The sequence below is a fragment of the Halorubrum halodurans genome (assembly GCF_002252985.1).
Classification (GTDB): Archaea; Halobacteriota; Halobacteria; order Halobacteriales; family Haloferacaceae; genus Halorubrum; species Halorubrum halodurans.
In genome coordinates, this window is record NZ_NHPJ01000142.1 from 1 (window position 1) to 26,929 (window position 26,929).

Here is a 26,929-nt window from a genome sequence, read left to right on the forward strand (position 1 = left end):
GAAGCAGGCGTCGTCGGCGCGGGCGACCTCGGTGACGTTGGCGCTGATGAGTTCGTTGTCGAAGTAGTACGGGGCCATCTGGGTCATCACCTTCCGGTACACCGTGTCCTCGACCTTCCGGATCGCCTTCCGGCCCGCCGAGTCCGCGGCGCGGGCGACGTGGTTGATCGACTCGCCCCACCGCTCCACCGCGCCCTCCGTGTCGTCCGCCTCGACCTTCTCGTAGGACTCGGTGAGCTTCTCGCCGGCCGTCTGGAGGTCGTCGCCGGGCGTCTTGCCCGCCTTCTCGCCGTCGCCCTCGCCGACCGACGCCTGCTTCGCGGTCTTCTCGGAGACGTCCTCGTCGATCCGTTCGTGGGCCTTCGGCCGCCAGTCGTCGAACTCGTGGAAGGCGTCGCCGTCGACGCCGGCCTCCCGGAGGGCGAGCGTGATCCGCTCGCCGTGCTCGACGACGTCCCCCCAGTCTCCGCGTTGTTTGAACCCGGAGATGCTCTCTTCCATCGTTGTACGGAGGAACGTGTCGAACGATTATAAGTCTCTCCGTCGGCGTCTCACGACTGATAGCGGCCGCGTCGGCCTTCCGCCGGCGCCCGCGCCGTCGTGACCGCGGCCGCGCCGGCCTACTTGCCGTAGGCGATCCGTCGCGCGACCTCGTCGAGGCGGGACTTGAGGTCGCCGAGGAATCCGGCCGGCGACACCCGACGGATCGCGGACTCGTCGACCTCGATCCGCTCGCCGGCGAACGGGTCGCGCTCGGCGCGGTCGGCGGACGACTCGTCGCCGTTCACCGCGTCGACGACCGTCGACATCGAGCATCGGCCGCACGCCTCGGTCCGTTTCGCCGTTTCTTCCTCGCTCATGGTATCCTCTGTCGTGATCGTGTGGTCGGGTCCACTAAACGGTGTCGACGCCGCGTACGGCACGCACGACCGGATTCGGACGGGCCCAGAGATCGGTCGCCGTCGCGTCGCCCGACGCGCTTTTATGGGGCGTCTGGTATGGCCACGCATGGGATACCGCGTCGTCGACACGGAGTCGATCGAGCCGGAGCCGGACCGCCCCTGCGAGTGCCGGAAGCTGACGGACCCCGCGGGCCTCGAGGCGATCGCGTTGAACCGCTTCCGTGCCGAGCCGGGCGAGCAGGTCCCGCTCGCGTACCACTACCACGAGACCCAGGAGGAGGCCTTCTACGTCCTCTCCGGCACGCTCGCGGTGGAGACGCCCGATCGGACCTACGAGGTGGCCGCCGGCGAGCTGTTCGCGGTCGACCCGAGGAGCCCCCAGCGGGCGCACAATCCCGCCGACGCCGACGGGGCGGTCGAGATCCTCGCGATCGGCGCGCCGCCGGCGGACGACGCGGTCGCGTACGATCCGGCCGCGGACGACCCGGCGGACGGCGGCGACGGGGAAGGGGACGACGCGAGACCCGACGGCGCGGGCGCAGACGCGTGACGATGGCGGAACACGACCCGAGTCGCGGCGAGGAGGGCGGATCGAAACCGGGCACCGCCCCGCGTCACGATCCGGAGGAGCTTCCGGCGGAGATCCGCGAGGCCGTCCCCGACTACGACGACGAGTACCTCGACCGGGTGTCCGACCGGCTGCTGTACAGCTACGACCTCGAGACCGACTACGCCGTTCAGGGCGAGCGGTTCGGACTGTACGCCGAGATGCGGATGCGCAACCAGAAGCAGTTCCTCCACCCCGCGCTGAGCTACGCCGACCACGAGACGAAGGAGTACCTCTTCGCCCGGCGGGTCCAGACGCCGACCGTCGAGGAGCTGGAGCGGCTCGTCGACCTCGGCCACGCGGTCGCCGACGAGCGGGTCGAGGGCGACGAACAGCACTACGGCACCGACGTGACCTTCGTGGTCGTCGGCGACCGCCTCCCCGCGGAGGTGGCCGACTTCGTCGACGGCTTCCGCGACCGAACCCTGTTGAAGTTCGGCTACTACGGCCACTACGAGGTGAACCTGATCGTCGTCGCCCCCGAGACGGAGTCGATCGTCGCGAGCGAGGCGGCGGACATCGCCGACGCCTTCCGCCTCTGGGAGCCGGTCGAGGAGCCCGACGAGGGGTTCCTCTCGCGGTTCGCGAAACGGTTCTGGCGGTAGCGGGTCGGCGAAGAAACGGGAATCGGCCGACGGCGACCGCGGATCGCTCGAGCCGGGGACGAGCGACGGTCGACCGCGACTCAGTCGTCGCCCGGTTCGGCAGTCGGCCGGCTGCCCCCCCGAACCGACTTCAGGTTACCGTACCCGAGCCGAACGAGCGACAGCGCGAGCCCGATCAACACGAGCGCGAGGACGATCTGGACGACCGAGGAGATCTGTGCGCCGATCGTTCCGGCACCGCCCTGGATGAGGTTGAGATAGAGGTTCTGGAACACCGCCAGCCAGAGCAGGCCGAGCACCGTGATCGTCACCATCACCGCCATCGGGACGCCGGTGGAGACGAGCTGTTTGGAGTCGTCCCAGTTGGCGATCCAGACGGTGGCGGTCAGAAGCGCCAGCGCGGCGAGCAGCTGGTTCGCGCCGCCGAACAGCGCCCACAGCGTCGTCCACTGCCCGGAGATCACGAGGAGGTAGCCGAGCCCGATCTGGATGAGCGGGTTGGTGTACCGGCCGCGGGCGAACGAGCCGATGCCGCCCGAGAGCCCGCTGACGGTCATGCCGTCGTCCATCCCGACGATCTCCTCCATCATGTACCGCCCCAGCCGGACCGCGGTGTCAGTCGAGGTGAGGAGGAAGCTCACCAGGACGAGCGCCATGAACACCGAGCCGATCGTCTGGGGGACGCCGAAGCTCGTGAGGATGATGCCGCCGCCGCTGGCGAAGTTCGGAAGCGCGCCGCCGATCCCGCCCGCCGCCGCGTCGCCGGCGAACCCGGCGACCGCGAGCGTCGACAGCGCCAGCGCGGCGAGCATTCCCTCGCCGAGCATGCCGCCGTAGCCGATGAGCCGGGCGTCGCTCTCCTTGTTCAGCTGTTTCGCCGTCGTCCCCGAGGAGACGAGCGAGTGGAACCCGCTTATCGTCCCGCAGGCGATGGTGATGAAGAGCAGCGGGAACAGCGGGTACAGCCCCGCGGCCTCGACGCCCCAGAAGCCCTGGAACGCGGCGATCGAGGAGTCGATGACGAGCGGCTCCGCGGACGTCGCGAACAGGGTGCCGACGATGATCGCGAGCATCCCGCCGCCAACGCCGGTGTACAGGAGGAACGACGAGAGGTAATCGCGCGGCTGGAGGAGCACCCACACCGGGAGGGCGCTCGCTATCGCGCCGTACACCATGATCACCGGGATCCACGCGGCGGTGTTGCCGCCGAGCGCGGCCGCGCCCGGAACCCACGAGCCGGTGCCGCTGAACAGCACGAACGTCCCGGCAGGGTGGCTGGCGTCGCCGGCCAGCTCGAACAGCGCGAACGGGTACTGGATGCCGACCCAGACGCCCGCGAAGACGCCGGCGACGAAGAGCACGGTTCCCGGAACGAACGGGCCGTTGAGCTGGTAGAGGTACACGCCGAAGCCGAGCGCGAGCAGCACGTACACGAAGCTCGCGGTCGTCACCTGCGGGAACGCGTTGAAGACGATCCCGACGACGAGCGCGAACACCGCGACGACGAGGATGATCGTCAGGAACGCGAACCACAGCAGGAGGTCCTTCCCCCGCTCGCCGACGTACTGGCCGACGATGTATCCGATCGACCGGCCCTCGTGGCGGACCGATCCGGAGAGCGAGATGAAGTCGTGGACCGCGCCCATGAGCGGGTTGCCGATGGCGACCCACAGCAGCGCCGGGACCCATCCCCAGATGGCTCCGGCCGTGATCGGGCCGACGATCGGCGCGCCGCCCGCGATGCTTGAGAAGTGATGCCCCAGTAGCACCGGCTTCTTCGCCGGTACGTACTCCTGTCCGTCCTCGTATTTGTGTGCTGGCGTCTCCCGGTCGTCGTCGAGATCGACGAACCGCGAGAGGTACCGTGAGTACCCCATGTACCCGACGGTGAACGTGGCCAACACCGCGACTACGATCCAGATTACGCTTGTCATTGGGTAACTGCCTCGTGCTACGAACTTTCGAAGCACGTGTTAAATATTACCATCATCCGTGATAGTTGCGGGAACGTCGGGCGCGTAACCGGGAGACGTAGCGCCGCCGCCGATTAGTTTCGGAATATATACGTTTATTTTTCCATTTCAAGGAAAAATACCAATCACGCGCGCTCCGGGCGGGCGGGATCGACGTCGAGCTCGGCGGCCACCTCGGCGAGGAGGTCCCCTCGGACCTCGCGGGTGCGCGACTCGATCGCGGCGAGCAGCGGGGGCTCGAACCCCTCCTCGACCTGTTCGATCCGCTCGCGCTCGGTGGCGACCTTCTCGCGCAGGTAGCGGGCGCCGCGGCCCTCCTCGTCGTCATCGGGTTCGGGAGTGAGCTTGTTCGCGACGAGCCCGCGCACCGCGAGGTCGCGCTCGGCGAACGCCTCGATCGCCCGTCCGGTCTCGTTGACCGACAGCTGGTCGGGGTTCAACACGAGGAAGAAGGCGGCGTCCTCGCGGAGGGCGTCGCCGGCGTACTCGAAGAACTCCTTTCGGTCCTCCAGCCGGGCCAGAACCGGGTCGCCCTCCATCACCCGTCTGGCTTCCATGTCGCCGATCGCCGCCTTCTCGAAGAGGTCGATCGACTGCTTTCGTTTGTACATCAGCCGGTCGATCCAGTCGCCGAGGAACTCCGGGAGTCCGAGGAGCCGGAGCGTCGAGCCCGTGGGCGCGGTATCGAAGACGACCCGGTCGTACGGCGCGCTCTCCTCGCGCATCACGCCGACGAACGCGTCGAACAGCGCCGCCTCGTACGCGCCCGGCGTCCCGTGGGACATCTCCAGCTGGCGGTTGATCTCGTTGACCATCGCGGCCGAGACCTGTTCGGAGAGCCCCTCGCGGATCTCCGAGAGGTGCCGTTGGACCTCGTCGTCCGGGTCGATCTCCATCGCGTCGAGCCCGTCGACGCCCTCGACGGGGGCGGGATCGTCCCCGAACGACTGGTCGAAGACGTCCGAGACGGAATGGGCGGGGTCCGTCGAGACGACGAGCGTCCGCAGACCGGCGTTCGCGCACTTGTACCCGTACGCACACGAGACGGTCGTCTTGCCGACCCCGCCTTTGCCGCCGAAGAAGACGAACTGTTCCATCAGAAGTGGTACTGCTGGCCCTTGCGTTCGATGAGGCTCTCGCGGTCCCACAGCCGGCGCTCCCACGCCTCGAACTCGTCTTCGAGGTACGGCAACAGCTCCGCAGTGTAGTACGAGACGGGCGAGGGGATCCCGAACGCGTCGGGGAAACACGCCAACATGAACGCGTCCTCGGCGTCCTCGGCCTCCTTTTCGATCTTCTCGTAGGCCGGATGAGTGATCATCCCGTGGTAGAGACCGCGGAGCCACTCCTCGAGGGCGGCGCGGAACGCCGCGATCCGGTCTGCGACTGTCATCGTCGTTCATGGCCGGGCGACCGCCGTAAAGCTGTCGCGGAGAACGGGGGTGCGGAAGGAGAAGCGACGGGCGGAGCGAAAACGACGCGCGCGGCGAAAAACGACGAGTGGAGCGAGAACCGGCGGGTCCGGCGGAGGCGTCCCCGGCCTACGCCGAGGTACCGTCGGTGACTTCGGGCTGGCTCTCGTCGTCGTTCCCGTCGTCGAGCTCCGGGCGGTCCCCGTCGTCCGGGCTCGCCGTGTGGGTTCCGTCGCCCATCGAGAGCCAGACGAGGTACAGCATGGCGAGAACCATCGATACCGTGGCGACGACTGCGGCGATCCCGGTGATGGGAACGAGACCGGTCATGTCCGTCGTTCGGTGGGGACGGCGTATCAACGTATCGGCTTTCGGCGAGACCGGGCGGTCGCCGCCGCGAACCGGACCCCTCGATCCCCGACTTCGGGGAGTTGAAGGGTCGGCGGGTCGGATCCGTCCCCATGAGCGACCGGATCCCGGTGACCGTGCTGTCGGGCAGCCTCGGGGCGGGCAAGACGACCCTCCTCAACCACCTGCTCTCGAACGCGGGCGACCGCGAGATCGCCGTGCTCGTCAACGACATGGGCGAGGTGAACGTCGACGCGGAGCTGATCGCGGAGGGATCCGAGCTCGACGTCGACGACGGGGTCACGGAGCTGTCGAACGGCTGTATCTGCTGTGAGCTACAGGACGACCTCGAGACCGCCGTGGTGCGGCTCGCGAACGAGCGCTCCTTCGACCACCTCGTCGTCGAGTCGTCCGGGATCTCGGAGCCCGCGCCGGTGGCCCGCCTGTTCACGACCGAGTCGCGCGCGGCCGCCCGCTATCGGGTCGACGCGCTCGTGACCGTGCTCGACACCCGACTGTTCCTCGACGCCTTCGGGGACGCCGACTCCGGGGCCCCGGAACGGCGCGGCACCGATGCGGAGGGTCGTCCGCTCTCGGATCTGCTCGTCGACCAGGTGGAGGTGTCGAACCTCGTCCTTCTCAACAAGGCCGACCTGTGTACCGACGCGGAGCTCGAGCGCGCCGAGGAGCTCGTGGCCGCACTCCAGCCGGACGCGGAGACGATCCGCACAGAGTTCTCCGTCGTCGACCCGGATCGACTCCTCGCCGTCGACCTGTTCGACGAGCGGGCGGTGTCGACGCTCCCCGGCTGGAAGCGTGCGCTCGAGGACGACGGCCACGATCACGGCGTGGAGGACGGTGAGGACGGCGACCACGATCACGGTGAGAACGGCGACCACGATCACGTCCACCGCCATCCCGACGAGGTGTACGGCGTCACCTCGTTCACGTATCGCCGCCGTCGCCCGTTCCACCCCGAGCGGATCGCGGCGGTCCTGCGGGACCTCCCCGAGGGCGTCGTTCGCTCGAAGGGAACCCTGTGGATCGCGGACAACGAGGTCCGCCAGCAGGTGGGCCAGGCCGGACGGTCGGTCCGGGTGACCGCGCCGGGGCCGTGGATCGCCAGCCGGCCGAAGGTCGAACGCGACATGCTCCGGTCGAACCGGCCGGAGCTCGACTGGCACGAGGAGCACGGCGACCGCGAGACGGCCTACGTCGTCATCGGGACCGACTTCGACGAGGCGGAACTCGGAGGGCGGCTCGACGACGCGCTCCTCACCGACGACGAGTGGGATCGGGTCGAGGCGGGCGAGGAACTCGACGCGGCGGACCCGTTCCCGGTCGAGGGGGGCGGGGAGGTCGTCCTCCGGGAGCCGTAGCGGTCGCCGAGACGACGAAGCTCCGAACGCCGCCGGGGGTGGCCTCGGGTACCCGGCGTCTCAACAGGCGCAGCCGGAGCCGCCCGCGCGCTCGAAGCGCATCGTCTCCCCGCAGTCCGGGCACTTCGGAGTCCCCTCCGCGTCGCGGTCGAGTCCCTCGGCGTCGACCTCGACGTCGCGGACCCGAACCGTACAGTCGTCACACCAGTACGCGCCCTCCGAACCGTCGTCGCCGCCGTCGCCCGGTGCGCGTTGGGTCGACGACGCGAGCGTCTCCGTGACGGTGTCGAGGATTCCCATGTCCGGGGCTCCGGACTGGAGCCGCCTTATCCTGATGGTGATGTGTGAGCGCTGCGCACAGCCGGGGGGTCGGAGCGTCATCCCGGCTCACAACAACGGCACCGTCAGGCCGACCAGAACCACGCCGAAGGCGATCGCGGCGTACAACAGCCGTTCGAACCGGGGTGCGGCCGGGAGCGGGCCGGCGTCGACGGCGGGCGCACCCCTGACCAACTGGGCGTGCGCCACGGCGACGATCCCGAGGAAGGCGAGCCCCGACGCCGCCAGCGACGTCGACAGCGAGATCCCGTAGGCGAGCCCGTATATCGGACCGATCGAGAAGGCGAGCATGAACGCGAGGCCGGCGCTCACGAGGAACGGAACCGGATCGATCGGCTCGCCCCGGCCGTTTCGGATGAGTCGTGACCGATCCGGGCGGCTCATACCCGCTCGTGGGGCCACACGACCATAAGCGAACGGCGGGGTCGCGGATCGGTCGCGGCCGTCGTCAACCAAAGACTAAGTGCCGGTCGTTCCCGTCTCCACGTATGAGCGAGGAGCGGAAGGGCCTCTCGGACGGCGTCGAGGAGTCGCGCGGCGACCCGCGGGTGCTGCTCGCGATGAACGCCGTCCTGTCGCTGTGGCTGGGGTGGACGGTCGTCTGGGGACTCGACCTCCTCGAGGTGTTGGAGTACGGGTTGGGGACCGTCGCGGGCGTCTCGCTCGCGATCTTCGCGCTGACGTACGTCGTCGTCCTCCAGTGACCACGGCGTCACGGCGTAGTGATCAGGTTTTAATCCGAACGCGACCACGCTCGGGGTAATGCCCATCGAAGACCGCGATAACGCGTACCTCATCACCCACGCGCTGGCGAAGGACACCCTCTCGCGGCTCCGCGACGTCGAGACCGAGCAGGTCGCCTTCCGGAAGGGGCTGGTGAAGCTCGGCCGGATCTGCGGCTACGAGGTCATCGACGGCGCGATGGAAACCGAGTACGTTCCCGTCGAGACGCCCCTCGCGGAGACGACCGGGGAGCGCGTGAAGGGGCTCGACGACGTGGTGATACTCAACGTGCTCCGGGCGGCGACCCCGTTCGTCGAGGGGCTCCTGAAGGCGTTCCCGCGGGCGAAACAGGGGATCATCTCCGCCGGGCGCGACGAGGCCGCCGGCATGGACGAGAACGGCGAGTTCCCGATCACGATCGACTACGTGAAGCTGCCGGAGATCGGCGCCGACGACACCGTGATCGTCGCCGACCCGATGCTCGCGACCGGCTCGACGATGTGTGCCGTCCTCGATCACGTCCTCGCGGAGGCCGACGACTTCGAGGACCTGTTCGTCCTCTCCGCCGTCTCCGCGCCCGACGGGCTCGTCCGCGTCGGCGAGGCGTTCCCCGAGGCGGACCTCCTGACCGTCGCCATCGACGACCGCCTCGACGACGACGGCTTCATCGTCCCCGGTCTCGGCGACGCCGGCGACCGCGCGTTCCGGACGACGTGACCTACATGTCCCGCCGACCGTGACGTGTTTTTAAGGGCTCGCGTCGCGAGCGGCCCGTATGAGCGACGCGACGACCGAACCCTGTGACGCCTGCGGGGAGCCGACCACGGACGCGCTCGCCCGGACGGTTCGACTCAGCGTCGACCGGGCGAACATCGACACCCAGCGGCTCTGTCCCGAGTGCTTCGCCGACTGGATCCAGCGGTACCAGACGGAGATGGGCGGCGGAGGCGGCGGGACCGACGGATCCGACTCGGAGATCATCATCGACTGATCTGGGAGCGAGCGACGAGCGATCGACGGACGATCGGCGGACGTAGCCCGCCTCCGACTCTCCGCCTCCCTCGCCGGCGGCGTCGCTCTCGACAACGCCGGTCCCCTCGGCAACGCCGGTCCCCTCGGCAACGCCGGTCCCCACCGGCCGGCTTAAGGCACGCCGGGACGGACGGTGAGTCAATGAGCCTCGCCATCGACGCCGCGACTCCCGACGCACCCGACTGTGCGGACGACGGGACCTGGCTCGCCTGTATCGCCTGCGGCGAGACGTTCGCCCCGTTCGAGGAGGTCCGGTACACCTGCGACGACTGCGACGGCCTGCTCGAGGTCCGCTACGCCGACCCGCCGACGTTCGACGAGTTCGGCGCGGGCGCGCCGACCGACGGTCCCGACCGCGGGGTGTGGCGCTACCGCGAGGGGCTCCCGTTCGACCTCGGCGTCACGCTCCCCGAGGGCGACACCCCGCTCCACCGCGTCCCCCGGATCGAGGAGTCGGTGGGCGTCGACGCGCTCCGGATCAAACACGAGGGGATGAACCCGACGGGGTCGTTCAAGGACCGCGGGATGACGGTCGGCGTCCGCGTCGCGAAGGAGCTCGGCGTCGGCGCGCTCGCCTGTGCGTCCACCGGGAACACCTCGGCCGCGCTCGCGGCCTACGGCGGCCGCGGCGGGATGGAGACGCTCGTGTTGCTCCCGCAGGGGAAGGTCGCCGCCGGCAAGGTCGCGCAGGCGAGCCTCCACGGCGCGCGCATCCTCGAGGTCGACGGCAACTTCGACGCCTGCCTCGACATCGTCCAGGAGCTCGCCGCCCGCGGCGAGGCGTACCTCCTCAACTCGCTGAACCCGTTCCGCTTAGAGGGCCAGAAGACGATCGGCTTCGAGATCCTCGAGGAGTTCTACGCCGACTACGGGGCGTTCCCCGACCGGATCGTCCTCCCCGTCGGGAACGCGGGCAACACCTCGGCGCTGTACAAGGGATTCCGCGAGCTGGTCCAGTCGGGCGCGCTCTCCGTCGAGGAGGTGCCCAAGCTCACCGGCGTCCAGGCCGAGGGAGCCGCGCCGATGGTCGAGGCGATCGAGGAGGGCAACGACGAGATCCGCCGGTGGGAGGAGGTCGAGACGCGCGCGACCGCGATCCGCATCGGCAACCCGGTCAACGCGCCGAAGGCGATCCCCGGCGTCCGGAACACGGGCGGCACCGCCGTCGCCGTGAGCGACGACGAGATCACCGAGGCACAGCGCCAGCTCGCGGGCGAGGGCGTCGGCGTCGAGCCCGCCTCCGCGGCCAGTCTCGCCGGCCTGAAGAAGCTCCGCCGCGAGGGCGTCGTCGACGCCGACGAGCGGGTGGTCTGTCTCACGACCGGCCACCTGCTGAAGGACCCGGACGCCGCCTACGAGGCCGGCGGCGACCCCGAACCCGTCCCGAACGACGTCGACGCGGTCGTCGACCACTTGGACGGGTAGTTCGCGCGGAACGGAACCGGGCAGCTCAGTCGAAACAGGACTGGACGATCTCCAGGGCCGCCTCGCGGTCGTCCCAGGCGACGAACACCGCGACGGAGGTCGCGCTCGTGATGAGGTCGATGATGTTGATCCCCTCCTCGGCGAGCGGGGCGATGATCTCCTGGATGACGCCGGACTGGTTCGGAAGCTCGCCGCCGGTCACGCGGATGACCGCGATCGGATCGTCGACGGTCACCGACGAGAGCGTCTCGTCCTCGACGACGGTCTCGTGTAGCACCGCCTCGGCGTGCTCGGCGACGTCGACGTCGACGTAGAAGGTGACCGAGTCCATTCCGGAGGCGACCGCGTCGACGTTGATCGCCTCGCGCTGGAGGCCGTCCGAGAGGTTCGAGAGGATCCCCGGCCGGTTCCGGATCGCTCTCCCGGCGACGGTGAGACACGCGAGCGGGGTCTCGCGCATGTCGATGAGGTTCTCGAACTGCCCCTCGATCCGGGTCCCGCCCCTGAGCAGGTCGCCGTGTTGGTAGTGGACGACGCGGACGGCGAGCTCCTCGCTCTTGTACGACAGCGCGGACGGAGCGACGACCTCGGCACCACGGAACGAGAGGTTCCGGAGCTCGTCGACGGTGATCCGGCCGACGTTTCGGGCCCCCTCGACGACCCGCGGGTCGCCCGTCATCACGCCCTCGACGTCGGTGACGATGACGACCTCGTCGGCGTCCATGTAGTTGCCGAGCATGACCGCCGTGGTGTCCGATCCCCCGCGGCCGAGGGTGGTGACGTTGCCGTCGTGGTCCTCGGCGAGGAAGCCCGTGATGATCGGAACGACGCCGTCGAGCCGTTCGGCGAGCGCCTCGGCGCGCCGGCGCGTCTCCTCGACGTCGACCTCGCCGAGCTCGTTCGTGATGACCGGCCAGTCGGGATGGCCGGGTTCGAGGAAGACCGCGTCGATGTCACGGACCGAGAGGGCGGCCTTCAGCATGCGGACGCTGGTCCGCTCGCCCATCGACACGATCTCGGCGCGGTCCGCGTCGTTGGTGTCGAAGGTGATGTCCTCGAGGAGGTCGTCGGTGGTCGACCCCATCGCGCTCGCGACGACGGCGATCTCGTGGCCGGCCTCGACCGCGTTGGCGACCGAGTCCGCGGCGCGGTCGATCCGGTCGCCGCTCCCGAGACTCGTTCCGCCGAACTTCGCGACTACGCGCATGCGAGGCCCCCGAGGTCGCCGTCGGCGTCGATCCCGTCGTGTACCGATCGTCGTCGATCGTGCTGGGCGGCCGGCGAGCCCGCGACGTCCCCCGGTCGGGGGCCCGAAACACGGTGGCTGTCACCAAACATGCGACCCCGTAACGGAGGGGACCGGATAACTGTGTCCACTTCGACAAGGGTCGCCCCAAGCCGTCCCGCGACGAGAGTCGATCCGATACGCTCGGTACAGCCGAAGCAACGATCGATCTCCGGAGCGGTGGCGCGCCGGTGAGCGGGCCGAAGGCCCGCGAACCGTCCGCGAGGGACGCTGCGAGCGGTGAAACCGCGAGCAGCGAGGCTGGGGAGGCGTGAGGTGCGGGGCTGTACGGAGCGGGGAGGGACTCAAAGGGGCAGTCGCCGGCGGCGTTGCCGCCGGCTTCCAGAGGCGCGTAGCGCCTCGCGGCTGGGGCTTTGGAAGAGTTCACCGCTCCAGCAACGATCCCGTTCTGCCCACCTCGATCTCCGTCGAAACACCCGTTCGATAGGCACTCGAAATATAACGACCGTTTCATACGGGAACCCGCCGGAAGAGGAGCGTCGATCGGAGTCGTCGGTCCGCGACGAACCGGCCAGTCCGCCGATTCTCCCACCTACTCGTCCGTGACACCCCAGGCGTCCGGCATTTCGATGACGTATCTGCCGTCCTCCTGGAGGGAGATGATGTACTCCTGGCGGTCGTACAGCTCCATGAGGTTGAGCTCGTACTGGCCGGGACTCACGATCTTGATGCTCTCGAACTGCTCGTTGAGCTCGTCGCGGAGCTCGTCGACGCCGGGCTGTGACGCCGGCGGCTCCACCGATCCGGACTCGGTCGCCGCGGAGCCGGTCTCCCGAGTCGCACGGTCGAGTTCGTCGGGGCTGACGACGTCGGAGCGGGCGCTCGCCTGTGCGGTGTCCTCCGGCTCCTCGTCGTCGATGCGTTCGGCGTCGCCCTCGACGGGATCGGTCGTGTCGGGGTCCGCCGTCCCCGCCGCCCGCTCGGGACGCGAACCGGCAGGATCCGGTCCGTCGGTCGGAGCGGGCGAGCCGGGCGGATCGGACGATGCGGGCGGATCGGGCGGGGGAGTCGTGTCGGGCGACCTCCCGGGACCGGAGGACGGTTCCTCGGGATCGGAGGACGGTCGCTCGGGATCCGCCTCCGAGCTCGAGTCGAAACCGGGGGCAGGGTCGGGATCGGTCGGCGGATCGGAGTCGGTCGGCGATCTGGAACCGGTCGGCGACTTGGAACCGGTCGGCGATTTGGAGGTGGTCGGGTCGGGCTCCGAGGAGTCCATCACGCCGGCCGGTTTGAACTGGAACTTGTTGCCCCCGCAGTCGGGACACCCCGACAGCATCTCCTTGGAGCCGTCCGGGAACGTCCGGCCGCACTCGATACACTGGTGAGGCATTATTTCCTCGAGACGAGCGTGCTGATCAGGTTCTCGTCCTTGTGGAGCGTCTCGATCCGGTTGGCCGGTCCGATGACGGTGAGCTTCTGGGTGGACTCCCGGCCCATCAGCCTGTCGAGGAAGCTCTGGCTCCCCGAGTCGGGTTTGGGATACGTCTCGATCTCGATGCCGGTGAAGTCGTCCGGGCTGATCTCGGTCATCGTCACCTCGATGAGCTTGGACTCCTCGTCGGGAGAGAGCCCCTCCTCGAGGATGACGATGTTGCCCTCGCGGACCCCGTCGAGGATGAGCCGGATCTTCTCCATGCTCGTGAGTCCCTCCATCCGGGCCCCGCTTATCATGTCGATGCGGACGCCGTCGTCCGCGGGGTCGTCGCCGCCGTCGACGTCCGGAGCAGCACCCGGCATTATCCGAAGTACTCCGCGATCTTGGTGTACACTTCGTCCATGTTCTCGCCCTCCAGCGCCGACAGGGGGATCGTCTCGTGTTGCGGGAACGCGTTGGCGATCTGCTGGACGTCCGACTCCGGGAGGTCCGTCTTGTTCGCGAGGATGAGCGCCGGGAGGTCCTGTGACTCGATGATCCCGATGAGCATCGTGTTCACCTGCGTGAACGGGTCCGTCGTGGAATCGAGCACGTAGATGACGCCGTCGACGTCCTCGCGGAGCCAGTGCATCGCCTCCGCGACGCCCTCCGTCGCCTCGCGAGAGCGGCGGACGGCGTCCTCCTTGTCCATGTCGTGGTCGAGGAACTCCTTGTAGTCCACCTTCGTCGTCACGCCCGGCGTGTCGACGATGTCGATCGTGACCTTCCGGCCGTTCCGTTCGATCTCGACGTTCTCCTTCCGGCGGGCCCGCCTGGTTTCGTGTGGAATGTGGCTCTCCGGCCCGACGGCGTCGCCGGTCCAGTCGCGTGCGATACGGTTCGCGAGAGTCGTCTTTCCGGCGTTCGGCGGCCCGTAGATCCCGATCCGCTTGGGCTCGTCGGCCGCGAACAACCCGTCCGTGACCCGCGATATGCTGTCTCTGAGGCTCGTTAACAATCCCATTCTGACCCTTGGTCCTGTGTTCCCTCCCGAACGCCGTGTCCGATCCGATGCCGCCAGCCCGAGCGCTCGACGCCCGTCCGGGGAATTAGGGTAGGATCCACGCCGCTCTCACTTAAGAACTGCGTCAGACGGGACCGATCGGAAGCGTCGGCCCCGGACGGCCGGGAAACGTGGATACGGCAGCGGACGACGAGCGTGGACGGCGGGGGAAACGCGACCGCGGAGATCGCGCGATCGCGGTGAGCCTCGGGCGTCGGCTCGAGGACGGTGACCCCGAAGAAGTGCGCACGAGCCCGCAAGTTGCCTCCGGTGCCCGGTAGCCGAACTCCCACCGGAGGAGTCCTCGCGCGTCGGCGCGGGGGTCAATCTCCGTCCTCGTCGACCTCAGCGGAGCCGCCGGAACCGCCGAACACGCCAAGCTCGGCGAGCCGATCGATCTCGGCCTCCGAGTAGCCGTGCTCGCGGAACACCTCGCGGTTGTGCTCGCCGAGCAGCGGCGGCGGGAGCTCGAAGCCGCTCTCGGCGTTGCAGAACTTGAGCGGGTGTTCGATCACCGGGACCTCCCCGAGCTCGGGGTGGTCGATCTCGGTGATCGTTCCGCGGGCTTCGATCTGCGGGCTCTCGAGCGCCTCCTCGACGCTGTACACCGGGCCGGCGGGGACGCCCGCGTCCTCGGCGATGACCTCGATCCACTCGTCCGTCGTTCCCCCGGCGAGGGTGGCCTCGATCTCCGCTTCCAGCTCGTCGAGGTGTTCGACGCGGTCGGCGTTCGTCTCGAAGCGGTCGTCCTCGGGAAGGTCCGGACGGTCGAGCGCCTCGCAGAGCTCGCCCCAGAGCTTCTCGTTGAGGATACAGATGTTGATGAACCCGTCCTTCGTCTCGAACGTCTGGTAGGGGGCGAGGACGGGGTCCTTCGTCCCCATCCGCTTCGTCTCCTCGCCCGCGAACACCATCCCCGCCTGCTTGGTGAGCCACGGGAGGGTCGCCTCCAGCATGCCGAGGTCGATGTATTCACCCTCCCCCGTCCGTTCCCGACGGTAGAGGGCGGTCGTCGTGCCGAACGCCGCCCACATCGCCGTGATCAGGTCCGTCATCGGCAGGCCGACCTTCACCGGCTGCCGGTCCGGCTCGCCCGTGACGCTCATGATCCCGCTCATCCCCTGGATGAGGAGGTCGTACCCCGAGCGCTCGCGCCACGGTCCGGTCTGCCCGAACGCCGAGATCGCGAGGTAGATCAGGTCATCGTTGTGGTCGGCGAGGGTGTCGTAGTCGACGTCGAGTCGCTCGGCGGTGCCCGGACGGAAGTTCTGGATGAAGACGTCCGCCTTCTCGACGAGTTCGTACAGCGCCTCCTTCGCCTCCGGGTTCTTCAGGTCGAGCTCGAGGCTCTTCTTTCCGTAGCTCAGCGTCCAGTAGTACGGCGACTCCCCCTGTATGAACGGTGGCCCGGAGTGTCGGACGGCGTCCCCGTATCCGGGTTGTTCGACCTTGACGACCTCCGCGCCCTGGTTCGCCAACATCGCCGAGCAGAACCCGCCGGTGACGAACGTCGAGAGGTCGAGGACGGTGACGCCCTCGAGGATCCTGCCGGATCGAGGGGCATCGGATCCGGCCCCCTCGGACGTCGTTTCGTCACCGGTCATCGCGTCACCGTTTCCGACCCGTGCCGTGACGTTCCGTTCGACCTGTGGACAGTTACCATATGTCGCGTATCGTTCGTTTGCCGGATGGTATAACTATCGACGACGACGGACTCCCCTTTCACGGTCAGGGTCCATGAGTCGCCGCCCCCCCACCCCTTCGTTTCGAGTGGAACGGGAGGACGAGGGCGGTGGGTGGGGTGGTGATCTCGGAGGCGGTACCGACATGAACCACTCACGAAAATAATACCTAGTTCAGGATGATAAAATAACGTTTTAATGGACAATATAAATGATAGAGTATTATCGAGGGTACTGTTGTTTCTACCATAACATAAATCCACCGCTATAAAATACACCCTCTCACCCCCCACCCCACCTCATGAGCGTTCCACTCGAAACGAAGGGGTGGGGGGGGTTCGTGAGCCACGCGACGAGGGGGACTCGGAGCCGGCCACTAAGCCTCACAGCGTCGTCGCTTTACCGTCCCTCCACACCACATCACGCGGCACTACTACGTCACTCCACGACATGTCACATCACACCACGACAAACCACGCCATACTGCTCCGACACGCTGCCGAAAACGACAGCGAGACGGATCGAGCCGGGAGATCGATCTCGAAACCGGAGGGTTCCAGTCGAAGGGGTCCGAGGTCGGCCGAGAAACGAGTTCGTCGACTCGGGATCCGATCCCCCGACCCCGGAGTCGACCGTGTATAGTTCAGGACACCACTCTCGGATCACGGATGCGGGTCTCGGACCGATTCACTGGCACGAATCCGGACACTGCGTACGTGATCGAGACCGCCCGCTGCGGATGGACACGGAGTCTACATAGTCTACATGGGAACGTGACGTGGGACGACACTAGGAGCGACACGACCTCGTTCGGCGGGAGCCGTGACCCCGCGGAGAGGGGACCGTTTCAACTCGAGAGAGGAACATTTTTGTACCTCCTCTTCGTCCGGTTCGACTGTATCAACTGGACGTGGTCGGCCTCGGATCCGACTACGGATTCGCGTTTCGGACCGGAGACCGCCTGAATCCGGACTTACGGTGGCGGTCTCCACTTGAAACGGAGGGGTTCACATGGACGAAGGAGAGCATACATCGGGATCCGACGGCGACGTCACACCATCCGACAGCGCCGAGTCGGACGGGAGCGACTCCGACGAGGACGACGAATCGGCCGGGTCGTCATCGTCCCCGTCCTCCGCGTCGTCGCTGGATCGAACGGAACCGCGAACGGAGCCGGATCGAACGGGGCCACGGTCCGACGCACGCGACGGGAGCGGTTCGGGAGTCGCCCCCGACGCCGACGTCGACCTGCCACCGTCCGCCGACGCCGACGGACCTCCCGAGGCCGGATCCGAGACGTCGGGGATCGGAAACGGTGGCCGAGACCGCTCGTCGCCCGACGTCGACTTCGACGGCGTCGTCCTCGACAACGACGACGACGACAACCAGGGACTGTTCGACGACCTCCTCTCCGGCGAGCCGATATTCGAGAACAAGGAGGTCCTCCGTCCCTCGTACACCCCGCACGAGCTTCCCCACCGCAACGACCAGATCAACCGGATGGCGACGATCCTCGTCTCCGCGCTCCGGGGCGAGACCCCCTCAAACATCCTCATCTACGGTAAGACGGGGACCGGGAAGACCGCCTCGGCGAAGTTCGTCTCGCAGGAACTCGAGTCGACGTCACAGAAGTACGACGTTCCCTGTGAGGTCGAGTACATCAACTGCGAGGTGACCGACACCCAGTACCGAGTCCTCGCCCAGCTCGCGAACACGTTTATCGAGGAGAACCAGGCGGTCATCGACGACCGTCTCGCCCGGCTCGAGGAGCTCCGGGCCGACGTCCGGCACGTCGCGGCGGACGCGACCGGCGACGTCGCCGCGCTCGCCGACACCGAGTTCGACTCCGTCGACGAACTGGACGAGCGCATCGAGGCGCTCGAGGCCGACGCCGACGAGATGGAGGAGGTCCCCATGACGGGGTGGCCCACCGACCGCGTCTACTCGACGTTCTTCGAGGCGGTCGACTACCACGAGCGCGTGGTCGTGATCATGCTCGACGAGATCGACAAGCTCGTCGAGAAGAGCGGGGACGACACCCTCTATAACCTCTCGCGGATGAACTCGGAGCTCGACAACTCCCGCATCTCGATCATGGGGATCTCGAACGACCTGAAGTTCACCGACTTCCTCGACCCGCGGGTCAAATCCAGCCTCGGCGAGGAGGAGATCGTCTTCCCGCCCTACGACGCGAACCAGCTCCGGGACATCCTCCAGCACCGCGCCGACATCGCGTTCAAGGGTGACGCGCTCACCGACGACGTGATCCCGCTGTGTGCGGCCTTCGCGGCCCAGGAACACGGCGACGCCCGCCGCGCGCTCGATCTCCTCCGGACCGCGGGCGAGCTCGCGGAGCGCTCGCAGGCGGAGATCGTCGCCGAGAAACACGTCCGACAGGCCCAGGACAAGATCGAACTCGACCGCGTCGTGGAGGTCGTCAGAACCCTCCCGACCCAGAGCAAGATCGTCCTGTTCGCCGTGATCCTCCTCGAGAAGAACGGCGTCCACAACATCAACACCGGCGAGGTGTTCAACATCTACAAGCGGCTCTGTGAGGAGATCGACGCCGACGTGCTCACCCAACGCCGCGTCACCGACCTCATCAGCGAGCTCGACATGCTGGGGATCGTCAACGCGGTCGTCGTCTCGAAGGGGCGGTACGGTCGAACCAAGGAGATGGGCCTCTCGGTACCCGTCGAGGAGACCGAGGCGGTCCTCCTCTCGGACTCGCGGCTCGGCGACATCGAGAACGCACAGCCGTTCGTTCAGGCTCGCTTCGACAACTGAGCCCGGCGACCGAAGCCCGGACCCCGGCTCACCCGGAGACGCGACCGGCCGACATCGAGCCGGTCGCCGGCGGACCCGCCCTCCACGGATCCCTCCCCGACGAGCCGACCGCACCTGAAGCGGTCCCCGGCGACACGACGGCCGCCCCGAGCACGTCGCTCACTTCCGCCTGTCCGGTCGTGATCAGCCGGACGTATCCGAGGTACGGCACCCGGAGCCTGGCGACCCCCGTCACCCACTCGGCGGCGACGGGTTCGGCCAGGCCGTTGGCCTGGTCGTACTGGCGGTTGTTGTCCCCGAGCGTGACGAACCCGGCGTGGGGCGCGGGACAGTTTCGGAGCTCCTCGCAGTCGTCGGCGCCGTGGTAGCGGTCGTCCGCCCGGTCGTACCAGTTCTCGCCCGCCTCGACGTGAAACATCGCGCGGTGGATGATCGGCGACGCCCGCCTCCCCGGCGGCTGGTAGATCACGACCGATCCGTGGTCGCCGAAGGTCCGGTATCCGCTCTCCTCGCCCGCCTCGTGGGTCACGACCCCGATCTCGTTGTCGGCGGCGTCGGGGGCGAGCCGTCCCGGTTCGGTGACGAACACCAGGTCCCCGGTGTTCATGTTGGGTTCCATGCTCGACGACTCGACCGCGACCATCGGGGGCCACACCCCGCTGACCGCGAACAGGATCAGTCCGATGAGGAGCACGACCCCGATGCTCGAGAGCATCTCCCGGAGCCACATGAGCGGCCCCTCCATGTCGTGACGGAATCGGTAGAACAGTCCCGGATCCTCCTCGCTCCCGGTCCTCGTCGGTGGATCGCCGGTGGCGCGATCGGTGCGGATCGAGCCGTCATCGACCGGATCGTCTCCGTCCGGGTCGCCGTCGGCCGGATCGTCGTCGATCGGGTCGTCCCCGCTCGATGCCGGCCGATCTTCGGGGTCCATCGTGCCGGGGTTGGCGGTTTCCGGACATAAGCTTCCGGGTCATCGCCCGAGCGTTCCGTTCACGTCCCTCGGGCGTCGACCGACGTCGATCGTGGCGGAACGGCGCTCCGGCCGGCTCCCGGCGGGAACGGCCGTTCCCGGCCGAACGCTCAGTCGTCGTCGACGATCACTTCGACGGGGCCGGAGTCCTCGGCTTCGGCCTCGTCCGAGCTCCCGTCGTATCCGCCCGTTTCGGAGCCCTTCTGCTGCCAGTAGAGCCCGCCGGCGACCGCGAGAACGACCCAGGACCGCCAGTTCGCGAGGTTCAGCGTGTAGCCGATCCCGAACGGCTTCTCCACCAACATCCCCTTCTCCGGCTGCCAGTACGACGAGAGGAGCCGGCCGAGGCTCGGTCGATCGAAGTTGTACGGGATCCCGAGTATCTCTCCCGACGACGGTTTGTCTCCCATACCCGTCCCTCACGCGCCGGGGATAAAAAGTCGTGTCGACGGCGGTTCGGTCAGCGGTACCGACCCCGCCGCCGCACCTCGCGGAGCCGATCGAGGACCTCCTTTTCGCCCTCCTCTCTGTATCCCTCCTCGAACGCCGCCACGAGCCGCTCGGGCGCCGACGCCGTCGCGGTCACCGACCCCTCGAACACGTGGAGATCCATCGCGTGATCCTCGACGTGTCCGGTGTGGTATCCCAACCCGAAGTCGATGAGGAACGTCCGGTCGCGGGGATCACCCCCGTCGTCACGTTCGTCGCCGCGGCGTTCCCCGCCTCCGACCCTGACGTTTCGCGTCGTGGGATCGCCGTGAACGATCCCCGCGCCGTGGAGTCGCGCGAGGTGTCCGCCCACCGCTCGGACCGCCCGGACCGCTCGGTCCGTTCGATCCACACGGTCCGCCTGGTCCGCCCGACCGGCTTGATCCGCCCGGTCCGCCCGACCGGATCGATCCGCCCGGTCCGACCGCCTCCCCTCGCCTCCGCGGAGGAGCCCCGCCAGATCGCGGTGCCCGACGTACTGGAGGGTCAGCGTCGCCTCCGGCACGTCGACGTCGTACACGAGCGGCGTCGACACCCCGGCTCGGCGCGCCTCGCTCGTCAACCGGGCTTCGGCGACCGTCCGGTCCCGCCGAAGCGAACGGTCCAGTGCCGGGTGTCGATACCCCTTCGGGACCCGCCGCTTGTGGACGACGACCGCGTCGTCCGGACGCCCGATGGAGTCGCCGGCGTCGCCGATCTCCACGACCGCCTCGGCGCCCCGCCGGTCACGGCCGTGGTCGCTTCCGCCCCCCGTCTCGTCACCGAGTCGAGCGACGGACGGCTCGGCGTCCCGCCACGTCACCGGCACCTCGTCCGGCCGGAAGTTCGGGTCGATCCGCGACTCGCGGATCGCGATGGTGTCGCCCGCCGCCGCCATCTTCGCGCCGAGCACGGCGATCATTCCGGCGTTGTCGCGGAGATACCGCGGATCCGGCGCGTGAAACGCCGCGCCACGGGCCGCACACATCTCCGCGAGCATCTCCCGGAGCCGATCGTTCTGGCCGACGCCGCCGCCCAACACGAGCTCGTCGGCGCCGGTCAGCGAGAGCGCCCGCTCGGAGACCTCCGTGAGCATCGCGAAGACGTGTTCTTGAAGCGAGAAACAGATCTCCTCGACCGGCTCGCCGGCGTCGTACGCGTCGTTCGCGGCCGAGCTGATCCCCGAAAACGAGAAGTCCATCCCCTTGACGACGTACGGAAGCTCGAGGAGATCGGCCGCCCCGGAGCCGCGGTCCGTCCCGACCTCCGCGGCGGCGGCCTCGACCTTCGGTCCGCCGGGATGGGTCCACCCGACGTGCCGGGTGAACTTGTCGATCGCGTTGCCGACGCCGGCGTCCATGGTCTCGCCGAGGACACGATACCGCCCGTCGTGGTAGCCGAGCAGGTGGGCGTTCGCTCCCGAGGCGTTCAGACACACCGGATTCGAGAACCCCGACTCGTGACGGCCGATCTCGAGGTGCGCGACCATGTGGTTGACGCCGACGAGCGGCACGTCGAGCGCGCCCGCGAGCGAGCGCGCCGCCGTCCCGACGGTTCGCAGACACGGCCCGAGTCCGGGGCCTCGCGAGAAGGCGACGGCGTCGATGGCGTCCGGGCCGTACTCCGCCTCGGCGGCGTCCAGCACGGTCTCGACCACCTCGGGGACGGCCTCCGACATGTGTTCCGCGGCCTCACGCGGGTGAATGCCGCCGCTGTCGGGTTCGTACGGATCGGACTCGATGAGCGTCGAGTCGGTCTCGGCGTCGTGGAGGGCGGCGCTCGCACACCACGCCGTCCCCTCGATACCGAGAACGCGCATTCGGTCGACGTCTCAGGCCTCTTCGCCGTCGTCGCCGTCGGAACCGATCTTGTTCCGCTCGAGCATGTAGTCCTGCTCGACGTCGAGCGCGTCCGCGGCGGAGTCGTACACCTTCGCGTAGCCGACGGTCTTGCGCATCCCGAACTTCGTGTCGAGCTCGTGGACGACGACCTCCTCGGAGGCCTTGTCGAGCTTGGCGGCGAGCGAGTCGCGGACCGAGAGGCGGGAGGGGGTGGCCTCGTCGTGGATCGTCTCGAAGCGGATGTCCGTTCGGTGCAACATGGGGTTTTCTTCCTCGGAGATGATGTCGACGTCCATGGTTCAGTTACGTGTACTACCCCCCGAACGCTGTAAAAGGATTTCGAAGCGGGTGGAGAGCAGTCCGAGCGGGTCTGCCGCCTCGGTTCTCGCGTCGGCCCGTTCGGTTCGGGTGCGGATCGGCGAACTCCTCGAGACGCCACCAGTGAATCCCTCGAGGCGCCGCCCCGTGAACCCCTTCCCTTCCACTGGAACCTCGGACCTATTCGCGGTGCTTCCCGCTTCCGTACGGCGATCCTCGACTCGACGCGGATCCGACCGACCCCGCGCGAACACTTCCGCTCCGGACCGGCGCGTGAGCCGCCACCCGGCGCGTCGGCGTCGCGGTCACTCCGCCAGCCCGAGCGCGTCCAACGCCGCGTCGACGTCGCCGTCGAATCCCTCGAACAGCTCGCGGGCCTCCCGCCGGCTCTCCGGGGTGACCGCGACCCGGACCATTCCCTCGCCGGGCTGGCCGTAGACGACGCTCGCGCCGTCGGGACCGGCGAGGATCGCCGGCAACGCGGCCAGGTCCTCCTCGCCGTCGACCTCGATCGTGACGGGATCCGGGTCCGCGAGGGCGTCGACGAGCGCCTCGAGGAGCGCGACGGTGAGCGTCGCCGCGGGATTCCGCACGCGCACGCGCCTCCCGTCGCCCGCCGCGAGCGCGTCCGAGACCTCCGTCCCGACCGCCTCCCGCTCGGTCTTCCCGTCGACGAGCGCGACGTCCGGTACGCGACCGGCCTCGCGGAGGTGGTAGGTGACGACGTCGCCGACGGCGACGATCGGCGCGTCGGGAGCGTCGTGCTCCTCCCGACTCTCCGCCGCGGCGGCGAGCAACGCGTCGGCGTCGGTCGTCACCGGGCCCATCGGCTCCTTGAAGGCGTCGCGAAGCGAGTCGGGAAGAGTCACGATCGGGTTCGACATGGCGAGTCGTACGGCGGCGGCGTATGAAGAGTGGCGTGATCGTTCGAGGGCGCTCTGTGGCCGTTCGGGGACGCTCTCGGCGAACCGCGCGGGCGAGCGAGTCGGCGGCTATCGGAGTCGTGCTACCTGACCTTCAGCGCGTACGATCCCGGCTTCGAGACGTTCATCTCCTCCGCGATCTGGCTCTCCTCGGGGTTCGTGACGATGACGTAGCCGGCCCAGTCCTCCGTCAGCGAGGAGGAGCCGCAGTGCTCGCAGGTCTGTGCGTCGGGGTCGTTGACGTAGTGACACTCCCGACAGGCGAGCCGATCCTCGGCCATCAGTCGTCCTCCCCGGTCGTGCCGGCCTCGGCCCGCCGGCGGCGGTCGCTCTCGAGCCACTCGTGTTTTCCGAGCCCCGGCTGCTTGGCGGTGAGCCCGATCTTCGAGTCGCGCGGGTTCCGCTCGTCGACGCTCTTCGTGACGACCCGCACGCGCACCGCGTCGTCGACGCCGAGGCTCTTATCCGAGTCCGAGGAGGCGAGCTGCTGGTTCGCCCCGTCGAAGGTGAGGTACTCGTCGGTGATCTGCGAGACGTGGAGCAGGCCGTCGACCGGGCCGATCCCGACGAACGCGCCGAACTCGACCGTCTCGACGACCGTCCCGTCGACGACCTCCTGCATGTCGGGGTCGAAGGTGAGCGCGTCGAACTCGGCCTCGTAGTAGACGCCGGGGCGGTTGTGAAGCACCGCGCCCTCGCCGATGTCGTGGACCTCGATGACGCTCACGACGCTGCCGACCTCCTCGTCCATTCGTCCTTCCAGCTTGTCCTGGAGCAGGGCCTTCACCCGCTCGTCGGTGACGTCCGCCAGGTGCTCCGGCGGGACCTCGACCGTGTCCTTGAGTCGAACTCGTTTGTACATGTGCGTGGGTTGTGTCTGTGATCGCGTGTGTCGTCCGATCGCGCGTGTCGCGTCCGTCGTTCCTCCGCCGGTACCTCTCCGAGCCGCCCCCGCCGTCGACTTCGGCTCCGTCGACGACGTCGGTGGCCGTTCAGCCCGCGTCCGCTACGGGTCCGTTACCGTGAGTGTGTTCCGCCCCCGTAAACAGATTACCGGTGTGTCGGCGTCGAGTACCCGTTCCACGAGGGGTCTATCGAGCGTGACCACGTACGCGACCCGGTTCGACCGAGCCAGCTCGACGAGCCCGTCGTCGGCGTACGCGCCCTCGACGTCGATCGTCCGGGCTCGGTCCGCCAGATCCGCCCCGACGCTGGCGGCGGTCGCGGCCTTCCCCGCACCCGATCCGAGCCCGTCGAGCTCCTCGACGACCGCCGACGGCACGACCGGGTCGTAGCTCCCGAGGAGCCGGTCGAGCTCCTCGAACAGCCGGACGTCCGCCTCGACAGGGGCCATCAGCGCGCTCGCGTCGAGCGCGACGACGGGACGGTCGTCGGCGTCCGTGGGACGGTCGCCGGCATCTGCGGAGCGGTCGTCGCCGTCGACCGGATGGTCGCCGCCGGGGGTCTCGTCGGACACGCTACGACAGCGTCCCGACGCCGATCAGCCGCCACCGCGCGCCGACGCGGCGGTTGATCGCGATCTGTGCGCCCTCGTCGGCGCACACCGGGCGCTTGAGGCTGACCTCGCACTCGCCGTCGCGCGCGCTCGTCACCGCGCCGACGGTGGTCGCGGTGCCGACGGTCAACATGAGCGGCTCGCCGGTCGAGATCTCCTCGATGTCGCTCTCGCCGCTCTCGTCGTCCTCCTTGCCGACGACGCGGTCGAGGAGGTCGACCTGCATCTCGAACTCGTGTCGGGTCGGCGGGAGCGTTCCGGGCTCGCCGGCGACCTGGCCGGCGAGCGCGTCGCCCTTCGTCAGGCTGGGGTCGAGCCCCGTTCCGACGCCGAGCAGGCCGCCGGGCTTGGCGGCGTCGACGTTCCGCGTGCCCGCCTGGAGCGACCGGATCGAGGTCTCGAGCGGCCGCCACTCCGTCTGGCCCTCCTCCTCGACCTCGCGGCCGGGGCGGATCTCGAGGCCGTCGCCGACCGACAGCTCGCCCTGAACGAGCGAGCCGCCGACGACGCCGCCCTTCAGCTCCTCGGCGGTCGCGCCCGGCCGGTTGATGTCGAACGAGCGGGCCGCGAACATCCGGGCGTCCTCGTCGGGGTCGCGCTCGGGGGTCGGGATCTCCGACTCGATCGCCTGGATGAGGAGGTCGAGGTTGACCTCCTGGCCCGCCGAGACGGGGACGATCGGCGCGCCCTCCGCGACGGTACCCTCGACGAACTCGCGGATCTGCTCGTAGTTGTCGACGGCGCGGTCGCGGTCGACGAGGTCGACCTTGTTCTGGGCGATGACGATGTTCTCGATCCCGATGAGGTCGAGCGCCATCAGGTGTTCCTCGGTCTGCGCCTGCGGGACGTCCTCGGTCGCGCTCACGACGAGGACGGCCCCGTCCATGATCGACGCGCCCGAGAGCATCGTCGCCATCAGCGTCTCGTGGCCGGGCGCGTCCACGAACGAGACGGTCCGGATCGGCTCGCTCTCGGAGCCGTCGGGGCACTCCTCGTCGGTCGTGTAACACTCGGGCTCGTCGACGCCGGGACAGCGGCGGAACGTCGCGTCCGCGTACCCGAGCCGGATCGAGATCCCGCGTTTCATCTCCTCGCTGTGCTGGTCGGTCCACGAGCCGGACAACGCCTGGACGAGCGTCGTCTTCCCGTGGTCGACGTGACCGACGAGACCGATGTTCACCTCCGGTTGTGTGTTGGCTTGGGTCACTGTTGAACCTCCTAACGGAGCAGTCTTGTCCGGATTTTCGCCCCGTGCGAGTGATAAAGTTGCTGTTATGGTGGCGTCACGACCGGCCGTCGGCCGACGCGCTTCCGACGCCGATTTACCGCTCACGCCCGTAGCCGGGGCCACGATGGGATACGCGTGTCCGGTGTGTGCGACCCCGCAGCGCGACGGCGAGCACCTGGCGCACCACCTCGCGTTCACGGCGATGCTCCACGGCGACGACCACGAGACGTGGCTCGACGAGCACGCCCCGGCGTGGGCCGAGTCGGAGCCGGCGGCGCTGGCGGCGGACGTCGTCGAGCACGCGGAGCCCGCGGAGTACCACGAGGTGTTCGAGGACACGACCGACCGCGGCCGGCCCGCGGTGGACGCCGGGATGGGCGGTCACGCCGAGGGCGGCGATCACGGACACGAGCACGGCGCCGGCCACGGCCACGCCCGTGGTCACGGCGGCGCCGGCGGGATGGACCCCGAGACGGCGGCCGCCGTCGAGGAGGCGCGCGAACTGACGCGCGAGATGTACGAGGAGGGCGAGGGCGCGATCGATGCTGACGACGGGGACGACCCCGACGGCGAGAGCCGCGCCGAGAGCGGGGACGGCGACGGCGACTGAGATCGACGAGTTCGTTCGTCGCACGGTGATTCCTCCCGGACCGTTTCAGCTCGTGAGTCGGCGATCCTCCCGCTCGATCGATCGTGCTAATGGGGCGGGTGTTTCGTGTGTGATC

30 protein-coding genes and 1 pseudogene are annotated in these 26,929 nt (G+C 68.6%); 9 read left to right on the forward strand and 22 right to left on the reverse strand.

Annotated features, from left to right (window positions below):
• Positions 1-501 (reverse strand): DUF5828 family protein (locus DJ70_RS16295; RefSeq protein WP_143421061.1); only part of this gene is annotated, 501 nt, incomplete at its 3' end.
• A 119-nt stretch (positions 502-620) separates the two neighbouring features.
• Complete coding sequence (locus tag DJ70_RS16300; RefSeq protein ID WP_094534854.1) at positions 621-860, reverse strand: hypothetical protein; 240 nt, start codon at positions 858-860, stop codon at positions 621-623.
• Between the two features lie 148 nt (positions 861-1,008).
• Here DJ70_RS16300 and DJ70_RS16305 point away from each other — a divergent pair.
• Together DJ70_RS16305 and DJ70_RS16310 are read left to right on the forward strand one after the other, a co-directional pair.
• Positions 1,009-1,374: pseudogene (locus DJ70_RS16305) on the forward strand (cupin domain-containing protein); the annotation flags it as partial.
• 80 nt (positions 1,375-1,454) lie between these two features.
• On the forward strand, positions 1,455-2,114 hold the full coding sequence (locus tag DJ70_RS16310) for a hypothetical protein (protein WP_094534858.1): 660 nt from the start codon (positions 1,455-1,457) through the stop codon (positions 2,112-2,114).
• 80 nt (positions 2,115-2,194) lie between these two features.
• On the opposite strand, the gene DJ70_RS16315 is transcribed toward DJ70_RS16310, so the two are convergent.
• The 4 genes from DJ70_RS16315 to DJ70_RS16330 all read right to left on the reverse strand — a co-directional run bounded on the left by DJ70_RS16315 (position 2,195) and on the right by DJ70_RS16330 (position 5,829).
• On the reverse strand, positions 2,195-4,048 hold the full coding sequence (locus DJ70_RS16315; protein WP_094534860.1) for a carbon starvation CstA family protein: 1,854 nt from the start codon (positions 4,046-4,048) through the stop codon (positions 2,195-2,197).
• A 164-nt stretch (positions 4,049-4,212) separates the two neighbouring features.
• On the reverse strand, positions 4,213-5,184 hold the full coding sequence (locus DJ70_RS16320) for an ArsA family ATPase (protein WP_094534862.1): 972 nt from the start codon (positions 5,182-5,184) through the stop codon (positions 4,213-4,215).
• Positions 5,184-5,480, reverse strand: a complete 297-nt coding sequence (locus DJ70_RS16325) for a hypothetical protein (protein WP_094534864.1) — start codon at positions 5,478-5,480, stop codon at positions 5,184-5,186. The genes DJ70_RS16320 and DJ70_RS16325 overlap by 1 nt, the downstream gene beginning before the upstream one ends.
• Before the next feature lie 148 nt (positions 5,481-5,628).
• The gene (locus DJ70_RS16330; RefSeq protein ID WP_094534866.1) at positions 5,629-5,829 is read right to left on the reverse strand and encodes a hypothetical protein; all 201 of its coding nucleotides are present in this window, start codon (positions 5,827-5,829) and stop codon (positions 5,629-5,631) included.
• A 131-nt stretch (positions 5,830-5,960) separates the two neighbouring features.
• Here DJ70_RS16330 and DJ70_RS16335 point away from each other — a divergent pair, with 131 nt between their 5' ends.
• On the forward strand, positions 5,961-7,226 hold the full coding sequence (locus DJ70_RS16335) for a CobW family GTP-binding protein (RefSeq protein WP_094534868.1): 1,266 nt from the start codon (positions 5,961-5,963) through the stop codon (positions 7,224-7,226).
• Positions 7,227-7,286: 60 nt separating this feature from the next.
• On the opposite strand, the gene DJ70_RS16340 is transcribed toward DJ70_RS16335, so the two are convergent.
• Both DJ70_RS16340 and DJ70_RS16345 read right to left on the reverse strand, forming a co-directional pair.
• A complete protein-coding gene (locus DJ70_RS16340) occupies positions 7,287-7,526 on the reverse strand; it encodes a hypothetical protein (RefSeq protein WP_094534870.1) in 240 nt (79 codons plus the stop codon).
• Between the two features lie 87 nt (positions 7,527-7,613).
• Positions 7,614-7,949 carry a hypothetical protein gene (locus tag DJ70_RS16345; protein WP_094534872.1) on the reverse strand — a complete coding sequence of 112 codons (336 nt, stop codon included), beginning with the start codon at positions 7,947-7,949 and terminating at the stop codon, positions 7,614-7,616.
• A 104-nt stretch (positions 7,950-8,053) separates the two neighbouring features.
• Between DJ70_RS16345 and DJ70_RS16350 the strand changes: the two genes are divergently transcribed.
• The 4 genes from DJ70_RS16350 (at position 8,054) to thrC (ending at position 10,745) form a co-directional block, all read left to right on the forward strand.
• Entirely contained in the window at positions 8,054-8,269 is a 216-nt protein-coding gene (locus tag DJ70_RS16350) for a hypothetical protein (RefSeq protein WP_094534874.1), read from the forward strand.
• A 58-nt stretch (positions 8,270-8,327) separates the two neighbouring features.
• Positions 8,328-9,005: a uracil phosphoribosyltransferase gene (gene upp, locus DJ70_RS16355; protein ID WP_094534876.1), complete on the forward strand. Its 678-nt coding sequence runs from the start codon at positions 8,328-8,330 to the stop codon at positions 9,003-9,005.
• A gap of 58 nt (positions 9,006-9,063) precedes the next feature.
• Positions 9,064-9,279, forward strand: a complete 216-nt coding sequence (locus tag DJ70_RS16360; RefSeq protein WP_094534878.1) for a DUF7569 family protein — start codon at positions 9,064-9,066, stop codon at positions 9,277-9,279.
• 182 nt (positions 9,280-9,461) lie between these two features.
• Positions 9,462-10,745, forward strand: a complete 1,284-nt coding sequence (thrC, locus tag DJ70_RS16365) for a threonine synthase (protein ID WP_094534880.1) — start codon at positions 9,462-9,464, stop codon at positions 10,743-10,745.
• Positions 10,746-10,770: 25 nt separating this feature from the next.
• Here thrC and DJ70_RS16370 read toward each other — a convergent pair whose 3' ends face one another.
• The 5 genes from DJ70_RS16370 to DJ70_RS16390 form a co-directional block, all read right to left on the reverse strand.
• Positions 10,771-11,952: an aspartate kinase gene (locus tag DJ70_RS16370; protein ID WP_094534882.1), complete on the reverse strand. Its 1,182-nt coding sequence runs from the start codon at positions 11,950-11,952 to the stop codon at positions 10,771-10,773.
• Between the two features lie 631 nt (positions 11,953-12,583).
• Entirely contained in the window at positions 12,584-13,381 is a 798-nt protein-coding gene (locus DJ70_RS16375) for an OapC/ArvC family zinc-ribbon domain-containing protein (RefSeq protein WP_094534884.1), read from the reverse strand.
• On the reverse strand, positions 13,381-13,788 hold the full coding sequence (locus DJ70_RS16380) for a DUF2073 domain-containing protein (RefSeq protein WP_094534886.1): 408 nt from the start codon (positions 13,786-13,788) through the stop codon (positions 13,381-13,383). Before DJ70_RS16380 ends, DJ70_RS16375 begins: the two co-directional genes overlap by 1 nt.
• Entirely contained in the window at positions 13,788-14,429 is a 642-nt protein-coding gene (locus DJ70_RS16385) for an Era-like GTP-binding protein (RefSeq protein WP_094534888.1), read from the reverse strand. The genes DJ70_RS16380 and DJ70_RS16385 overlap by 1 nt, the downstream gene beginning before the upstream one ends.
• A gap of 362 nt (positions 14,430-14,791) precedes the next feature.
• Positions 14,792-16,072 carry a CaiB/BaiF CoA transferase family protein gene (locus DJ70_RS16390; RefSeq protein WP_094534890.1) on the reverse strand — a complete coding sequence of 427 codons (1,281 nt, stop codon included), beginning with the start codon at positions 16,070-16,072 and terminating at the stop codon, positions 14,792-14,794.
• Positions 16,073-17,161: 1,089 nt separating this feature from the next.
• On the opposite strand from DJ70_RS16390, the gene DJ70_RS16400 reads away from it, so the two are divergent.
• Positions 17,162-18,937: a Cdc6/Cdc18 family protein gene (locus DJ70_RS16400; RefSeq protein WP_094534894.1), complete on the forward strand. Its 1,776-nt coding sequence runs from the start codon at positions 17,162-17,164 to the stop codon at positions 18,935-18,937.
• A gap of 28 nt (positions 18,938-18,965) precedes the next feature.
• Here DJ70_RS16400 and DJ70_RS16405 read toward each other — a convergent pair whose 3' ends face one another.
• The 9 genes from DJ70_RS16405 to DJ70_RS16445 form a co-directional block, all read right to left on the reverse strand.
• Complete coding sequence (locus DJ70_RS16405; protein ID WP_245810887.1) at positions 18,966-19,871, reverse strand: S26 family signal peptidase; 906 nt, start codon at positions 19,869-19,871, stop codon at positions 18,966-18,968.
• Positions 19,872-20,020: 149 nt separating this feature from the next.
• Positions 20,021-20,320, reverse strand: a complete 300-nt coding sequence (locus DJ70_RS16410; protein WP_094534896.1) for a DUF5808 domain-containing protein — start codon at positions 20,318-20,320, stop codon at positions 20,021-20,023.
• Positions 20,321-20,370: 50 nt separating this feature from the next.
• Positions 20,371-22,197, reverse strand: a complete 1,827-nt coding sequence (locus tag DJ70_RS16415) for a bifunctional N(6)-L-threonylcarbamoyladenine synthase/serine/threonine protein kinase (RefSeq protein ID WP_094534898.1) — start codon at positions 22,195-22,197, stop codon at positions 20,371-20,373.
• Positions 22,198-22,209: 12 nt separating this feature from the next.
• Positions 22,210-22,515: a 30S ribosomal protein S24e gene (locus DJ70_RS16420; RefSeq protein WP_094534900.1), complete on the reverse strand. Its 306-nt coding sequence runs from the start codon at positions 22,513-22,515 to the stop codon at positions 22,210-22,212.
• Positions 22,516-22,842: 327 nt separating this feature from the next.
• Positions 22,843-23,409 carry a GTP-dependent dephospho-CoA kinase family protein gene (locus DJ70_RS16425; protein ID WP_094534908.1) on the reverse strand — a complete coding sequence of 189 codons (567 nt, stop codon included), beginning with the start codon at positions 23,407-23,409 and terminating at the stop codon, positions 22,843-22,845.
• A gap of 134 nt (positions 23,410-23,543) precedes the next feature.
• The gene (gene spt4, locus DJ70_RS16430) at positions 23,544-23,741 is read right to left on the reverse strand and encodes a transcription elongation factor subunit Spt4 (RefSeq protein ID WP_094534902.1); all 198 of its coding nucleotides are present in this window, start codon (positions 23,739-23,741) and stop codon (positions 23,544-23,546) included.
• A complete protein-coding gene (locus tag DJ70_RS16435) occupies positions 23,741-24,322 on the reverse strand; it encodes a DNA-directed RNA polymerase (RefSeq protein WP_066412724.1) in 582 nt (193 codons plus the stop codon). Before DJ70_RS16435 ends, spt4 begins: the two co-directional genes overlap by 1 nt.
• A gap of 144 nt (positions 24,323-24,466) precedes the next feature.
• Complete coding sequence (locus tag DJ70_RS16440) at positions 24,467-24,937, reverse strand: PIN domain-containing protein (protein WP_275542356.1); 471 nt, start codon at positions 24,935-24,937, stop codon at positions 24,467-24,469.
• A gap of 1 nt (position 24,938) precedes the next feature.
• Positions 24,939-26,183: a translation initiation factor IF-2 subunit gamma gene (locus DJ70_RS16445; protein WP_094534904.1), complete on the reverse strand. Its 1,245-nt coding sequence runs from the start codon at positions 26,181-26,183 to the stop codon at positions 24,939-24,941.
• Positions 26,184-26,328: 145 nt separating this feature from the next.
• Here DJ70_RS16445 and DJ70_RS16450 point away from each other — a divergent pair, with 145 nt between their 5' ends.
• A complete protein-coding gene (locus DJ70_RS16450; RefSeq protein ID WP_094534906.1) occupies positions 26,329-26,814 on the forward strand; it encodes a DUF5810 domain-containing protein in 486 nt (161 codons plus the stop codon).
• Positions 26,815-26,929: the final 115 nt, after the last annotated feature.

Excerpts from the sequence above, each read along its gene's own strand:
- DJ70_RS16300 (WP_094534854.1), bottom strand. The coding sequence starts at position 860 with ATGAGCGAGGAAGAAACGGCGAAACGGACCGAGGCGTGCGGCCGATGC.
- DJ70_RS16310 (WP_094534858.1), top strand. The coding sequence starts at position 1,455 with ATGGCGGAACACGACCCGAGTCGCGGCGAGGAGGGCGGATCGAAACCG.
- DJ70_RS16315 (WP_094534860.1), bottom strand. The coding sequence starts at position 4,048 with ATGACAAGCGTAATCTGGATCGTAGTCGCGGTGTTGGCCACGTTCACC.
- DJ70_RS16320 (WP_094534862.1), bottom strand. The coding sequence starts at position 5,184 with ATGGAACAGTTCGTCTTCTTCGGCGGCAAAGGCGGGGTCGGCAAGACG.
- DJ70_RS16325 (WP_094534864.1), bottom strand. The coding sequence starts at position 5,480 with ATGACAGTCGCAGACCGGATCGCGGCGTTCCGCGCCGCCCTCGAGGAG.
- DJ70_RS16330 (WP_094534866.1), bottom strand. The coding sequence starts at position 5,829 with ATGACCGGTCTCGTTCCCATCACCGGGATCGCCGCAGTCGTCGCCACG.
- DJ70_RS16335 (WP_094534868.1), top strand. The coding sequence starts at position 5,961 with ATGAGCGACCGGATCCCGGTGACCGTGCTGTCGGGCAGCCTCGGGGCG.
- DJ70_RS16340 (WP_094534870.1), bottom strand. The coding sequence starts at position 7,526 with ATGGGAATCCTCGACACCGTCACGGAGACGCTCGCGTCGTCGACCCAA.
- DJ70_RS16345 (WP_094534872.1), bottom strand. The coding sequence starts at position 7,949 with ATGAGCCGCCCGGATCGGTCACGACTCATCCGAAACGGCCGGGGCGAG.
- DJ70_RS16350 (WP_094534874.1), top strand. The coding sequence starts at position 8,054 with ATGAGCGAGGAGCGGAAGGGCCTCTCGGACGGCGTCGAGGAGTCGCGC.
- upp (WP_094534876.1), top strand. The coding sequence starts at position 8,328 with ATGCCCATCGAAGACCGCGATAACGCGTACCTCATCACCCACGCGCTG.
- DJ70_RS16360 (WP_094534878.1), top strand. The coding sequence starts at position 9,064 with ATGAGCGACGCGACGACCGAACCCTGTGACGCCTGCGGGGAGCCGACC.
- thrC (WP_094534880.1), top strand. The coding sequence starts at position 9,462 with ATGAGCCTCGCCATCGACGCCGCGACTCCCGACGCACCCGACTGTGCG.
- DJ70_RS16370 (WP_094534882.1), bottom strand. The coding sequence starts at position 11,952 with ATGCGCGTAGTCGCGAAGTTCGGCGGAACGAGTCTCGGGAGCGGCGAC.
- DJ70_RS16375 (WP_094534884.1), bottom strand. The coding sequence starts at position 13,381 with ATGCCTCACCAGTGTATCGAGTGCGGCCGGACGTTCCCGGACGGCTCC.
- DJ70_RS16380 (WP_094534886.1), bottom strand. The coding sequence starts at position 13,788 with ATGCCGGGTGCTGCTCCGGACGTCGACGGCGGCGACGACCCCGCGGAC.
- DJ70_RS16385 (WP_094534888.1), bottom strand. The coding sequence starts at position 14,429 with ATGGGATTGTTAACGAGCCTCAGAGACAGCATATCGCGGGTCACGGAC.
- DJ70_RS16390 (WP_094534890.1), bottom strand. The coding sequence starts at position 16,072 with ATGACCGGTGACGAAACGACGTCCGAGGGGGCCGGATCCGATGCCCCT.
- DJ70_RS16400 (WP_094534894.1), top strand. The coding sequence starts at position 17,162 with ATGGACGAAGGAGAGCATACATCGGGATCCGACGGCGACGTCACACCA.
- DJ70_RS16405 (WP_245810887.1), bottom strand. The coding sequence starts at position 19,871 with ATGGACCCCGAAGATCGGCCGGCATCGAGCGGGGACGACCCGATCGAC.
- DJ70_RS16410 (WP_094534896.1), bottom strand. The coding sequence starts at position 20,320 with ATGGGAGACAAACCGTCGTCGGGAGAGATACTCGGGATCCCGTACAAC.
- DJ70_RS16415 (WP_094534898.1), bottom strand. The coding sequence starts at position 22,197 with ATGCGCGTTCTCGGTATCGAGGGGACGGCGTGGTGTGCGAGCGCCGCC.
- DJ70_RS16420 (WP_094534900.1), bottom strand. The coding sequence starts at position 22,515 with ATGGACGTCGACATCATCTCCGAGGAAGAAAACCCCATGTTGCACCGA.
- spt4 (WP_094534902.1), bottom strand. The coding sequence starts at position 23,741 with ATGGCCGAGGATCGGCTCGCCTGTCGGGAGTGTCACTACGTCAACGAC.
- DJ70_RS16435 (WP_066412724.1), bottom strand. The coding sequence starts at position 24,322 with ATGTACAAACGAGTTCGACTCAAGGACACGGTCGAGGTCCCGCCGGAG.
- DJ70_RS16450 (WP_094534906.1), top strand. The coding sequence starts at position 26,329 with ATGGGATACGCGTGTCCGGTGTGTGCGACCCCGCAGCGCGACGGCGAG.